Annotated in this window: 11 protein-coding genes; 5 read left to right on the top strand and 6 right to left on the bottom strand. The window is 34.8% G+C overall.

The genetic code is table 11. The features are described 5' to 3' along the window. Positions 1–185: 185 nt before the first annotated feature. From iolD to C1Y58_RS24360, 4 genes are all read left to right on the top strand, one after another. Positions 186–2,051, top strand: a complete 1,866-nt coding sequence (gene iolD, locus C1Y58_RS24375; protein WP_105619736.1) for a 3D-(3,5/4)-trihydroxycyclohexane-1,2-dione acylhydrolase (decyclizing) — start codon at positions 186–188, stop codon at positions 2,049–2,051. A 50-nt stretch (positions 2,052–2,101) separates the two neighbouring features. Beyond that, positions 2,102–3,025: a myo-inosose-2 dehydratase gene (gene iolE, locus C1Y58_RS24370; RefSeq protein WP_105619734.1), complete on the top strand. Its 924-nt coding sequence runs from the start codon at positions 2,102–2,104 to the stop codon at positions 3,023–3,025. Positions 3,026–3,191: 166 nt separating this feature from the next. After that, on the top strand, positions 3,192–3,989 hold the full coding sequence (locus C1Y58_RS24365) for a 5-deoxy-glucuronate isomerase (protein ID WP_105619732.1): 798 nt from the start codon (positions 3,192–3,194) through the stop codon (positions 3,987–3,989). A 29-nt stretch (positions 3,990–4,018) separates the two neighbouring features. After that, complete coding sequence (locus tag C1Y58_RS24360; RefSeq protein ID WP_105619731.1) at positions 4,019–4,771, top strand: DeoR/GlpR family DNA-binding transcription regulator; 753 nt, start codon at positions 4,019–4,021, stop codon at positions 4,769–4,771. Between the two features lie 129 nt (positions 4,772–4,900). Here C1Y58_RS24360 and C1Y58_RS24355 read toward each other — a convergent pair whose 3' ends face one another. The 3 genes from C1Y58_RS24355 to C1Y58_RS24345 all read right to left on the bottom strand — a co-directional run bounded on the left by C1Y58_RS24355 (position 4,901) and on the right by C1Y58_RS24345 (position 9,787). Further along, positions 4,901–7,912, bottom strand: coding sequence for an alpha-mannosidase (locus tag C1Y58_RS24355; RefSeq protein WP_105619729.1), 3,012 nt, complete (start codon positions 7,910–7,912; stop codon positions 4,901–4,903). A 224-nt stretch (positions 7,913–8,136) separates the two neighbouring features. Next, a complete protein-coding gene (locus C1Y58_RS24350; protein WP_105619727.1) occupies positions 8,137–9,054 on the bottom strand; it encodes an AraC family transcriptional regulator in 918 nt (305 codons plus the stop codon). Between the two features lie 208 nt (positions 9,055–9,262). Next, positions 9,263–9,787, bottom strand: a complete 525-nt coding sequence (locus C1Y58_RS24345; RefSeq protein WP_105619725.1) for a dihydrofolate reductase family protein — start codon at positions 9,785–9,787, stop codon at positions 9,263–9,265. Positions 9,788–10,011: 224 nt separating this feature from the next. Between C1Y58_RS24345 and C1Y58_RS24340 the strand changes: the two genes are divergently transcribed. Then, entirely contained in the window at positions 10,012–10,746 is a 735-nt protein-coding gene (locus C1Y58_RS24340) for a YwaF family protein (RefSeq protein WP_105619723.1), read from the top strand. A gap of 105 nt (positions 10,747–10,851) precedes the next feature. Here C1Y58_RS24340 and C1Y58_RS24335 read toward each other — a convergent pair whose 3' ends face one another. Genes C1Y58_RS24335 through C1Y58_RS24325 form a run of 3 tightly spaced genes read right to left on the bottom strand, consistent with a single transcriptional unit; the run spans position 10,852 to position 13,312 of the window. After that, complete coding sequence (locus tag C1Y58_RS24335) at positions 10,852–11,883, bottom strand: amidohydrolase family protein (protein WP_105619721.1); 1,032 nt, start codon at positions 11,881–11,883, stop codon at positions 10,852–10,854. 28 nt (positions 11,884–11,911) lie between these two features. After that, the gene (locus C1Y58_RS24330) at positions 11,912–12,514 is read right to left on the bottom strand and encodes a TetR/AcrR family transcriptional regulator (protein ID WP_105619718.1); all 603 of its coding nucleotides are present in this window, start codon (positions 12,512–12,514) and stop codon (positions 11,912–11,914) included. A 21-nt stretch (positions 12,515–12,535) separates the two neighbouring features. Then, positions 12,536–13,312 (bottom strand): hypothetical protein, encoded by a 777-nt coding sequence (locus C1Y58_RS24325; RefSeq protein WP_105619716.1) that lies wholly within the window; start codon positions 13,310–13,312, stop codon positions 12,536–12,538. Between the last annotated feature and the right edge of the window lie 37 nt (positions 13,313–13,349).

Raw genomic sequence — 13,349 nt, 5'->3', positions numbered from 1 at the left:
TTGTCAATATTTTTTGTTGCTTTTGTATATTTTTTAATTATTTTTAGTTTTTATATTGACATTTTTTCATCATGAGTTATACTATTCATAAGTTTTCAAAACAATAACCAACTAAATCGTAACCAATCATAACATTTCATTGGTTATACTATACAATTTTCTCTCATAATTTAAGGAGGATTCTCATGAAAACAAGAAAACTAACGACTGCACAGGCATTATTAGAATTTCTAGACAACCAATATATTGAAGTAGATGGCGTTGAAACGAAATTCGTTAAAGGTGTTATGGGTATTTTCGGTCATGGTAATGTAGTAGGACTTGGGCAAGCTCTTGATCAATATAAAGATCGAATCAAGTACTATGCAGGTAAAAATGAACAGGAAATAGCTCATGTAGCTGTTGCTTATGCAAAACAAAAAAGGAGAAAAGAAATTTTCGCCTGCACAGCTTCAATAGGACCAGGTTCTTTGAATATGGTAACAGCAGCAGGTACAGCCTCAGTCAACCGCATACCTCTTCTATTACTGCCATCAGATGCTTACTCTGACAGACAACCTGATCCAGTACTCCAACAAGTTGAGCAACAATATGATCCTTCCATTACTGCCAATGATGCTTTTCGTTCTGTCAGCAAATACTGGGATCGTATTCAACGCCCTGAACAACTGATGAGTTCAGCTATTAATGCCATCCGTGTTCTAACTAATCCAGCTGAGACTGGAGCGGTTACACTTTGCTTACCACAGGATGTTCAAGGTGAAAGTTATAATTATCCTGAATCATTCTTCAAAAAACGTGTTCATCGAATAAGAAGAATCGATATGGATGCTTATGATTTAGAACAAGTTACTGAGATCATCAAGGATAAGAAAAAACCACTAGTCATCTGCGGTGGTGGTGTTCGTTATTCTGACGCTGAAAAAGAACTGGTTGATTTCTGTGAAACTTTCAATATACCTTTTTCAGAAACACAGGCAGGTAAAGGTATTATACCTTGGAATCATTCACTTAACCTTGGTGGTGGTGGTGTTTGTGGTACTCTTGCTGCTAACCGTTTAGCAAAAGAAGCTGATGTTATCATCGCTGTTGGTACTCGTTTAAACGATTTCGTTACTTCCTCCAAATTCGCTTATCAAAACCCGGATGTAGACTTAATCACTATTAATATCAACAACGCAGATGCCTATAAGATGAATGCGACAAGTATTGTTGCCGATGCAAAAAAGGCTCTAATTAGTTTGAAAGCTGCTCTTGAAGACATCAACTATACTTCTACGTATACGAATGAGATCCATCAAGCAAAAGCTGATTGGGATCAAGAACTTGAAAAAATGGACCATGCAACTCGAGAAGATGGCTTCTGTCAAACAGCTGCTCTCTACACCATCAATCAAACCATAGACCAGAAATCCATCATAGTATCTGCTTCAGGAAGTTTACCCTCTGATTTAGAACGTGTATGGCGCCCAACGGAACCCGATACATATCATCTGGAGTATGGTTTTTCTTGTATGGGCTATGAAGTCAGCGGTGCTCTTGGAACCAAACTAGCTGAACCCTCTGTAGAGAGCTATTGTTTTGTGGGTGATGGTGGATTTCTAATGGGACATTCAGATTTATTCACCTCCCTACAGGAAGATCAGAAAATCAATGTACTCTTATTTGATAATAATGGTCATCAATGTATTCATAATCTTCAACGTTCACAGGGCATTAATACTTTTGGAACGGAGTTCCGATATCGGGATGAATCAGGAAATGCACTCCTAGGAGATTATACAACTATTGATTTTGCTAAAATAGCTGAGGGCTATGGCGCAGTTTCTTATAGAGTAACCAATCGTGAAGAATTAATTGTAGCCCTTAATGATGCTAAGAAACAAACAAAATCCACTCTCATTGATATTAAGGTATTACCAGGTACGATGACAGGAGGATTTGAACATTTCTGGCGTGTTGGAACAGCTCAAGTAGCTGATGACCCTAAAGTTGAACAAGCTGCAATTGAAATGAATAAAAAGGTAAGCACACGATGTTTCCCTTATTAAAACAACTTGAAGTATTTCAAAAAAATTACCATATGTGAGGAGATAGTATAATGAGAAAGACTGGAAGTAAAATGGATTTATCCAAACACTTTATTAAACTTGGATGTGCTCCAATTAACTGGACAAACGATGATCTACCTGAACTTGGAGGCGAGCTTACCTTCCAACAATGCTTAAGCGAAATGGCTTTAGCTGGATTTAGCGGTAGCGAAATAGGAAACAAATACCCAACGGATATTGAGACTTTAGCTTATGAATGTGATATTAGGAATATGCAAATATGTAACCAATGGTTCAGCTGCGAATTTACTACTCAGCCAGAAGAAGAGACTTTACAGCGTTTTGAAGAATTAACGGACTTCTTATACGCTTTAGGTGCACGAGTTGTTGGTGTTTGTGAAACTGGACAAACAATACAAGGGGATATTACGAAGAAAATGTTTGATGATGCTCCTGTATTAACTGAAGAACAATTTGATAAAATTGCAGCTGGTCTGAACAAAATGGGTGAGATAGCTCAGCGTAAAGGGATGAAAATAGGATACCATTACCACATGGGTACAGGTGTACAATCCATGGAAGAGTTCGATAAATTAATGTCTAAAGTCGATAAAAGTCTTGTTGGAGTTCTATATGATACTGGTCATGCTACTTTCGCAGGCGAGGATGCAGTTGAAGTTCTTCGTAAGTACATTGACCAAGTCGTACATATCCATTTCAAGGATGTACGAAGCCATATTCTCCAACGTGTTAAAGATAAAAAACTTAGCTTCTTACAAGCTGTTAAAGAAGGTATCTATACAGTGCCAGGTGATGGCGATATGGTTGACTGGGACAGTATTTTTGAGATTATCAGTGCCAGCAACTATCAAGGGTGGATTGTTATTGAAGCAGAGCAGGACCCAGCTATAGCCAACCCACTTGAATATGCGAAGAAAGCCAGAACATTCATTACTGAAAAAACTGGGCTTTAATCAAAGCTTGTAATGTTAGAAAGGTATAAGCCTCTCTCATCTAACATTATTAGGGGGAGCATTACTGATATGCTCCCCTTTTTAAAAATATCAAAAAGTAAGTAAATATAACTTGCCATAACATCATTCATATGCTAATATAACCAATAAGAATTGGAGGTTCATTATGAAACTAAAACAACCCAACGATTTTTCAAATGGAACAAATAAAATAGTTGATATAACAGGTCCTTTTCGTGACTACCTCATGGACTTTGAAATTCTAAAGCTTAATGCCGGAGATACTTATACCAATGACCAACCATTAGAAAGGGCTTACCTTATTATCTATGGCGGCATCCAAGTGACTTTTAATGGTCAAACCGAGACAATGTATAGGGAGAACTATTATGATCATAATCCTGTTACCTTACAATTGGCTCCAAATACTTCTGTCGATATAACCTGTACTACTGATAATACAGAAATTGCTATCTTTAAAACGGAGAACCCTGATATGACACACAATGTGCTTCGTCGTGCTGAAGATACTGTTGTAGAAGAACGTGGTAAAGGATTCATGAATGAAGCAGGAACTAGAATTACTAGAACTATTATTGATAAATCCATTGATCCACTTTCCAACTTGATGTTAGGGGAAGATATGCACTATCCTGGTAAATGGGCTGGTTTTCCTTCTCATCACCATGAGCAGCCTGAAATTTATTTTTACAAGTTTCACCCAGTGAATAAAAAAGGATTTGGTTTATTGAAGCTTGGTGATGACGCTGTTCTACTGGAAGAAAATGACACAGTTTTAATACCTCCAAATATGGATCATCCCCAAGTAGCAGCACCAGGATATGCCATGTACTTCATTTTTGCCATTAGACATCTCGAAGGGAATCCTTATATCAAACCTACATTTGTTGAAGAACATCTATGGGTAGAACAACCCGATGCCAAACTTTGGCCTGATCATTAACCATACTAAAAGTTAGAGGAGTTAGTAATATGTTTGCAATACAGCGTTCAGAAGAAATAATAAGATTACTTGAGAAGGAAGGGATTGTCCATGTTAATGATTTGGTTAGGCGTTTTAACGTCAGCGACGTGACAATACGTAAAGATTTAAATAAGCTACAAAGCCAAGGATTGATCACTAAAACCCATGGAGGCGCTGTGTTGAATTCGGAAGTTAGTTCACCGTCCATCATTACACCTTCTACCATTATAACCAATACCAATACACTTAAAGATAATTTGGCACAGGCCGCCTATCAATATATTCAAAAAGGCGATACCATCTTCTTAGGTTCAGGCTATACATGCGCTTCCCTTGCCAATCATATTCAACGGAGTGATGATATATCCATCATTACTAATAACTTGGAAGCAGCTTTGATACTCAAAGATAAATGTAGAACCCTCATTCTTATTGGAGGTGAGGTTGTTGTATACGGCAATTATGCCTTTACAACCAACAACCAGATTCGTGAATACTTACAAACCTTCAATATAAATAAAGCCATTACCAGTTCTTCTGCTATCGACAAGAACTTTGGTGTTTCTGTATCAACAGAAGTCAGCAACCAAATCATTCAAGCAGTCACTGATGTTGCCTTCTCATGGTATCTCCTGGTCGATCAATCCAAATTCAATCAGGTATCCCCCTATAAAGTGGCTGATGTTGCCTCAGTCGATACCATTCTAACGGATAAACTTCTTGAAGGTTATGAATCCTTTACTAATATTCAAATCATATAAACAAGAGCAGGTAAAACCTGCCCTTGTTTTGGTATATATCCTATGAATCAGCTTAATCATATCTTGATATTCTAATTCATTTCAAGTCATGATAACCTACTGTATAACTTTTATATATAGATGAATTCCTTATGCTTTTATTTTTAAAGTATGAATTTCAAATGGTTTAAATTGCAAAGCTACCTTATTGTTATCGTCAATAGTCAAATTTTTGTCATATTCTTCCATGAAATTAACAAGTTCTATCCTTTTAACTAGCCAATCAAATTGAATATTGGCATTGGTAGATTGACCATTGTTTTCATATAAACGAACAATCATACTATCATCATATTCTGCTTTCTTAACTGCTTCAATGACGATGTTTTCAGCATCAATTTGTATGAAGGATTTAGTCTTTTGTAGTATAGATTGACTTGACTCTACTTTCATTTTTCTTAGTGGTATATTCAATTCATAAGCAACCTTACTAACTTCACCTTTAACATGATCACCTAGATGTGGGTATAAGGAATAAGTAAATTCATGCTTACCCTGATCTGCTGATTCCCCAGGATACTGAGTACTTCTTAATAAGTTTAAGTCCATCGTGTTTTCATGAACACGATAGCCATACTTACTATCATTCATAAGGGCAACACCATAATCTCTTTGAGATAAATCAACGAATTTATGTGCAGCCACCTCATACTTTGCCATATCCCAAGTGGTATTATTGTGAGTAGGTCGCTTAATGGTACCAAACTGTATGTCACAAGTTGCTTCTTTTGCGTAGATATCGACAGGAAAAGAGGTCCTGAGCATTTTACTCTCTTCATACCAATTCACTTGTGTATGGAAATCAATTCGATAACTACCTTTCGTTAAAACTACATCTTGAATCAGTTTGGATTCATCATAGGTATAAGTCTGTCGTACAATAACTTTTGGTCCATCAATATAAGCTTTTCTTTCTACTAACTCAAATCTTTCTGATGTCTTATTATAATAGTCAAAAGGTATATCCCAAGCATTTCCCTCATCCACATAAACAGTGAGTTCATTTGCTGTTGCCATAGGAGCAAGAACTTCTTTATTATTGACTTTATCAAAAATAGATTGGATTGTTCCATTCTCATTGAAAGCAATCTTCAACTTATCATTAGCCATGAAACACTCATCTACATGTAAATCATCAGAGACACCTGTTTGGTTAATGTTTTGTTCAATCACGGTATAGCCCATAGGAGGTATAATGACATTAAACCATTTCCCCTCAACATCAATCCATTCTTTCCTCTCCCAGGATAGTGAATTGCTAATGAAATAAGGTGACTGGTAGTTACTAGCATCAACATGATGAACTAATGCTTCATAAACTTCTTTGATCATTGCTTCAGTTTCCTTTAACATAAGTTCATAACGATCTACTGACTCATCATATACACGCTTGATCGAAGAACCTGGTAGAATATCGTGGAATTGATAGAGGAGGACTTCTTTCCAAAGCTTTTCGAGCTTTTCTTGTGGATAACTAAAACCCTCATATTGACTTGCAAGGGACGCCACATATTCTAATTCTCTAAGAGCATATTCCATTTTTCTATTATACCACTTGTTCCTTCCATGGGTGGTTAGAGTTCCTCGGTGTTTTTCAAGATATAGCTCACCGCACCAAGTTTGATAGCTGCCCTGATTTTTCTCAATTCTTTCAAAGAAGTCAATAGAAAATTCTTGTTTAACAGGCGCAATTCCAGCAAGATTCTTTATACGCTTTAGCCTTTCTAGATGTTCAGCACCAGGACCTCCTCCACCATCTCCAATACCATATAGCATAAGGCAGTAATCAGAAACCCCTTTATCCTTAAATGATTTTTCTGCTTTATCAATTGCATCTGGTTTAGCAGAACTGTTATAGGTACCTTCTGGTGGCATGTGGGCTAAAACCTTTGATCCATCAATACCTTCCCATACAAAAGTGTGATGTGGAAATTGATTAGTACTATTCCATGACAATTTGATAGTCATAAAGTAATCAATACCGGATTTTTTCATAATTTGGGGCAAAGCACCTGTATAGCCAAAAACATCTGGTAACCATAAGACCTTCATATCTTGATCAAATTCTTCTCTGAAAAATTTTTTTCCATATAGAAATTGTCTTACTAGAGCTTCTCCACCAGATACGTTAGTATCAGGCTCTACCCACATACCACCTTGTACCTCCCATCTACCTTCTTTTATACGTTCTTTCATCTTATTATATAATAATGGATATCCATCCTTCATCCATTGATATAACTGAGGTTGACTTGCACCAAATATGTAGTCTGGATAACGCTCCATCAATTCTATGACAGTAGAAAAAGTACGTCCACCTTTGCGAATTGTTTCTCTTATTGGCCATAGCCAAGCAAGGTCAATATGAGCATGTCCGATACCACTAACAGTTAAGGAAGGATCTCCACTTTGTTTATCAAGTTCAGGTTTCATTATTTTTCTTGCCTTAATAGCTTCTTCTTCCGTATAATCTTTCATACTTAACTTTGCCTCATATAAGGCATATAAAATTCTGGAATACCTTGCAGAATCTTTTGGAAGACTCTCCATTAAGCTGGCAAGAACCTCAACGTCATAATATAGTGATCGCATCTCTTCATGACATATAGCTATATCTGCATTTTCTAATGTACCTTTTTTACTATATCGACCAAAAAGGTCATTACACCCTGTTTCCAACCAGATATCTACTTTTTCATTTCCTTCTGATTCATTAACAAATTGTAATACTCTTTTACCTGGACGACCTAAACTAAAATCAAACGAAGAGCTAATATTGGTTAAACCGCGTATCGGACACCCCTGCTCATCAAACAAACACCCCTCACCGTTTACATCTATAAGCAATACTAACTTTTTACCTTTTGCTTCAGCTGGAGCTTCTCCTGTAAGGTGAAACCAACCACAGTCCCAAAGCTTCCCCCATGTTTCACCTTTTTTGATAACTTTCATTTCACCTGTGCATTTATTTTTAAAGGAAACTGGCTCTGGTGTTACCCACACTGTAGCTTCAAGTTCAGCTATAGGTGTATAAATATGAGGTGCGATAGCATCTTTAAAATGATTAACCTGTTGATACATACCTTCTATATTATATGGCATTATCCCTTCCTCCTTGCTTTATCAACGAAATGATTTGTTTTCATACTTATGTTTCCATTATAATAGCAAGAAGGAGATAATCAAATAGCTTAAGTAGACTATTTTTTAATATTTTTGGACCATAACAATGATACCCTTTTCTCTCGTTAGCTTTATTCACTGATAATCAAAAAATCCCCATTACGCATAAGAGGTCCACTTTTACGTAATGGGTGTATAAAAAATTACTTTATAGGAATATAGACATCTACTTCAAAGCCATCATCAGTAAATCTTTCATCATATAGTTCAAAATCTGGAGCTGCTTCTTGGTCATATGGAGAAATTGAATAAGGAGACGAAATGCCTAACTGTGTATAACCCGATTGTGGTAACCAGGTACTAAAAAAATAATCCCACACCTGCCCTAAGCTACTACCGATTTCAGCTTTGCTATTTCCTCTTGCAGTAAAGACAGCATATTTTGAAAGAGGTATTGACCTACCGACCATTCCTTCTGGAATCTCTGCTAAGCTATTGACTTCTTTACAGATAATATATGAAAAATTGCCTTCTTTGTCATAATCCATATTGACACCTAATGTTGCTTCTGGACTTATTGGGTTAGGTATTTTATCACCTAACTTCTCTGTAACATACCTGTTCCAAAGTTCCTTAATTGATAAAGTAAACTCACTGTCATCAAAACTAGTCCTGAGTTCTATACCGATAAGTTTTATTTCATCCATCTCTATAACTCTAGGCTCCATTGAATTCCCTCCTGTATATTTTTTTAATTTCATTCGAGACAAATTGATCTTTTGAAAAACAACAATATGCTTCTTATTCTTTCTATACATACTTGGAGTAACTCCAAACAATTTAGTAAAAGCTCTGGTAAAGGACTCTGCTGATTCATATTGATACTTAAATGCAATATCGATAATCTTATCATTTGCAGAAATCAATTCATAAGCTGCAAAAGCCAATCTCCGCTTCCGTATATATTCCTTTAAAGCAATAGAATTAACCCTGCTAAACACGTTATGAAAATACGAAAGTGAATAATACGCTTGTGCTGCTATCTCTTTTAGTGATAATGTTTCTGTTAGATTTTCCTCAATGAAATCTATAGATCTTTGAATTCTTCCATAAACATCCATTACCAATCCCTCCTACCTAGGCGCCTATCATTATAATAACATGGTCAAAGGTATAAAACTTGATATTTTATACTAAAAAAAGAGAAACATCCAACCTTTAAGGTAAATATTTCTCTATCAGATATATAATTAAGCAGATACATTTGTCATCTACACTAGTTTATCTTTAATATCATCGTGCAAAACTAATCAATAACTAAAGACTGCATCACTGTTTTGTATAATGTAGGATAACAATGCCTTCTTCAACAAAGTAATTTTCTAAATGTAATGGAATCTGTGGATTATTGTCCAAGAAGAGAGGTCGCCCTTTTCCAAGTACCGTTGGTATAATGGCAACCATATACTCATCAATAACATTCGCTTTGATAAATTGATCAATTAATAAACCACCACCAAAGAGGTAAATATCTTTTCCTTGTTCTTTCTGCTCATTTTTTATACACTCTACAACATTACCGCTGATGAACTTAACATTATCAAAATTTTCTTTTTGCTTATGAGTTACAATGTAAATTTCTTTATTCTTAAACGGCTCAATATCACAGTCATCATATGATTTTTTTCCCATGACCATTGTATCAACTCGATCTAAGAATTTCCCAAAGCTAAATTTCTCTTCTGTATCTAAATGATTATTACCATCACCATGTATCCAGTCGTATTTACCTTCTTCTGTTGCAATATAGCCATCCAGACTCATAGCTAGATTTAAAATGATCTTCCGCTTCATCCTGTTACCTCCTTGTATAACAACCTTATTATTTATAATATAATAATCATATAATTATTATACATACTATTCATGACACCTATCTGTCAAGAATAGTAGTAGGTCGTTACTGGATACAATCTTTGACCCTCCATAAGGCCTTATGGTATAATTTCAAATAACATGCATATAAACATAGCTGTACCAATCAAATGGTATGATGATGATTTTAGAGGGGTTATAAAATGAAAAAGTTATTTATGTGGACAGGGGATACCCCTGATTTCCATTTGCTTTCCTTAGAACATATTGCAGGTTTGATGAGTCTCTTAGCTATCTATTTTATTATTGTACATAAACGTGAGAATATTAGATCCAATCAAAGATTGAATACATATCTGCAGGTCATTGCAGGAGCTCTAATGATTATACAAGAGATTGCTTTAAACATATGGCGATATCAAATGGGTCTATGGTCTTTAGCATCTTCTCTGCCTCTTCATTTATGTAGCCTCGCTCTCATGATTGGTCCCTTCCTCTATATAACAAAGAGCCAGAAGTTATTTGATCTTCTTTACTATTGGAGCTTTGGTGCATTTGTGGCTATACTAACACCAGATATTGGTACTACAGGATTTCCATCTTTTAGGTACTATCAATTCTTCTTATCACATGGGTTGATACTCTTTCAAGTTATCTATATGATGACAGTACTTGGCATGCGCCCAAGTACTAAATCTTTAAAAACTACGCTAATCTATACAAACATTATTATGTTAACCATCGGTATGATCAACTTTATGGTCGGTGGTAATTACTTTTTCATAGCAAGAAAGCCAGAAACAGCTTCCTTTATGGATTTACTCGGTCCTTGGCCGGTTTATATTATTTTTATGGAGTTAATAGCATGGGGGATATTTATGTTGATGTATTTACCATTTAGAAGAAGGAATGTTGCTAAGAGTTCTGTTGATGTTTAATTGATATTCATTAATAACGCCGTGGACGTCATCTCAGATAAAAACCACTTAATCTATCGTTATAGATCAAGTGGTTTTATTACTATTAGCAAAAGAGAGTAAGAACTATAAACAAAGAAGTTCACTTGCATTTTTATATAAAATATGTTCTCTGGCTTCTTCATCATTCTCAGTGGCTAATAGTACTCTAGAAAGTGTCAAAGCTTGTGGAAGAGCTGGCCAATCAGATCCAAAAAGTAATCTTTCATAACCTACTTCATCAATTAAATATCTGATACTAGCAGCAGATTGGCAAGATAACTCAGCATAACTTCCCGGAAACTCCTTTAGGTACTTTGCAACAAGCTGATATTCTGAAATGCCGCTATGACCGAATACAAACTTAAAATCTTTTGGTAGATGTTCCAGTAGATTGCCGAAAAATTCTACTCTTGAAGAATTTAATAATTTCCACATTAATTTTGAAGTATTCTCCCGTTTAATATGCGTTAATGAACCAGTATGTATTAAAACTGGAAAATCAGCTTCATAGCAAGCCTTAAAAAGATCTATAAGAGGTTTATAATCATCTTTTAATTCCATTTCTGTTATTTTAAGCTTCATTCCCTTGAACCCTAACTTTTTATAATTGTTTATTTTCGTTTCTGCTTCAGGATCATGAGGATGAACTGAACAGAATGCCATAAATTGATTGGGATATTCTTTTACTAGCTTTAACGCTTCCATTGAACAATCGGATTTCTTAGTACTTAATGGAAGTACAACATTACATCTTATCTTATTTTCTTGCTGTGACCTAAAACAGTTCTCATAGGTACCACCATTAGCCATATCCTTTAGAATGTTATAACCATTAAGTGAAAACTTAACAATAGCTCCTAATCCCTTTCTTTTTTCATTCGAATCAATTTTTGTCCAATATGGTACTGATAAATCCATATTCTCTATATCAGGAAGGGTTTTATATATTAACTGATTACCTATTGTTTTTGGGTCAACAGATTTGAGAGGTAGTACATTGGACATATGGGTATGAAAATCGATGATATCTAGATCCCCATCATAATCAATCACAAAATCTCCATGTTCATTTAATTTTAAGTACTTTTCAAGCTTAATGAATTCTTGTTTTGTCATACATATGCCTCCATTCATTAATTATATGCTATTTCTTAAAACTATCGAATAAAATATCAAAAATCCCCGTTACTACTTCTTGAATATCATCCTCTTCACCAAATTCGTAGTTTTCCAAATTCACTGTACAGGATGTTATAATATAGGATGCCATTTTAATATCTAGATCCTTTTTCAACTCACCTTTTTGAATATAAGACATAAGAACTTTTTCAAGTAATCTATAACTTTTGGGTATTTCATTTTTTAGGACTTGTTTTCTAACCTCCTGGGGGCACTCATTCATAAATTTATCTTTTAACTGGATAAGATGAGCATCTTCATCCTCAAACTCTTTAGCTTCTTTCAACATTTTTCGTAAATACTGACTAAAGCTTAATTCTTCTATATATTGTTGCATTTTTTCAAGTAGATCTTTTTTTCTGTCACCTATCTGGCTAAAAGTGTAGGTATATAAATCATCTTTATTGTCAAAATATTGATAAAAACTTCCCTTTGGTATGCCCGCCCCACCTACAATGCTATCAATAGTCACTTTATTATAATGCTTCTTAGAAAACTCCATGATTGCTGATTCAATAATTCTATTTCGCTTCTCTTCTGATAAATTAAAAAAAGTATCTTTTGGCATATCTATTTCCTCCAACTCTTACTAATTGCTTATATGATTATTCTTACTTAATTCCAACTTAATCCATCGTCTAACTTCAAGTACATATAGAACTGTAGCCCACCAATAAGCAACATTATTAAAACCAGTGGTAAGACTTTTACCTTTCCCCATCATATAGAATTCAATTAGATGAATACTACTATAAAGAATAAAAATCATCGTTAGATACCTGGTTCTCTTATCCAATGCTATCAATGCAAATATACCGATAACACTTCCAACAATTACACCTAAGCTTAACACATTCACATCATTGGTTAATTGCCATATAAGGATGGATACACTTAAGTATATCAAAAACCCAGTCAAGAAGACTAATATTTTCTTTTTAGCAGTTTCTTTTATGGATAAATATTTATAAAAATATATCCATGTAATGATGAGGAATACCATTGAAAATGATTTAATGGCACTCATAATCATAAGCACTTGATCACTCATCAACTCATCTATACCAATTTCTATGATATCTGAATGATTTACAAAATAAATGATGCCCATACAAAAGGAAATCACAACCGTAAAATAGGTTAAGCCATAAAACAACTGGAATTTCTTAAAGTATCTATTTGTTTTTTTATTTGAGCTAAAGAAGCCCCAAAAAGCTATCATACTTCCTGTGAAGAATAAAATTGCTTCCATACTCATATCCAAAAGACCTGTTTGCTTTGTCGTTGATAAACCAATGTAACCAATACCTGCAATAATTGTTGCTATTAAAATATCTTTCCAATATAGGTCGATCCCTCTTTTCATCCTAACTACCTCCTAATAAATTCTTAGAATCATTATA

Origin of the sequence: Vallitalea okinawensis (assembly GCF_002964605.1) — a bacterium.
GTDB classification, from domain to species: Bacteria; Bacillota; Clostridia; order Lachnospirales; family PQDH01; genus Vallitalea_A; species Vallitalea_A okinawensis.
Note: the sequence above shows the minus strand (reverse complement) of the source record. Positions and strands in the feature narration are given on the sequence as shown.

Bases quoted from the DNA above. Each gene is read 5' to 3' on its own strand.
- C1Y58_RS24340 (WP_105619723.1), top strand. From the start codon at position 10,012: ATGAAAAAGTTATTTATGTGGACAGGGGATACCCCTGATTTCCATTTG.
- C1Y58_RS24365 (WP_105619732.1), top strand. From the start codon at position 3,192: ATGAAACTAAAACAACCCAACGATTTTTCAAATGGAACAAATAAAATA.
- C1Y58_RS24330 (WP_105619718.1), bottom strand. From the start codon at position 12,514: ATGCCAAAAGATACTTTTTTTAATTTATCAGAAGAGAAGCGAAATAGA.
- C1Y58_RS24345 (WP_105619725.1), bottom strand. From the start codon at position 9,787: ATGAAGCGGAAGATCATTTTAAATCTAGCTATGAGTCTGGATGGCTAT.
- iolD (WP_105619736.1), top strand. From the start codon at position 186: ATGAAAACAAGAAAACTAACGACTGCACAGGCATTATTAGAATTTCTA.
- C1Y58_RS24325 (WP_105619716.1), bottom strand. From the start codon at position 13,312: ATGAAAAGAGGGATCGACCTATATTGGAAAGATATTTTAATAGCAACA.
- C1Y58_RS24350 (WP_105619727.1), bottom strand. From the start codon at position 9,054: ATGGATGTTTATGGAAGAATTCAAAGATCTATAGATTTCATTGAGGAA.
- iolE (WP_105619734.1), top strand. From the start codon at position 2,102: ATGAGAAAGACTGGAAGTAAAATGGATTTATCCAAACACTTTATTAAA.
- C1Y58_RS24360 (WP_105619731.1), top strand. From the start codon at position 4,019: ATGTTTGCAATACAGCGTTCAGAAGAAATAATAAGATTACTTGAGAAG.
- C1Y58_RS24335 (WP_105619721.1), bottom strand. From the start codon at position 11,883: ATGACAAAACAAGAATTCATTAAGCTTGAAAAGTACTTAAAATTAAAT.
- C1Y58_RS24355 (WP_105619729.1), bottom strand. From the start codon at position 7,912: ATGCCATATAATATAGAAGGTATGTATCAACAGGTTAATCATTTTAAA.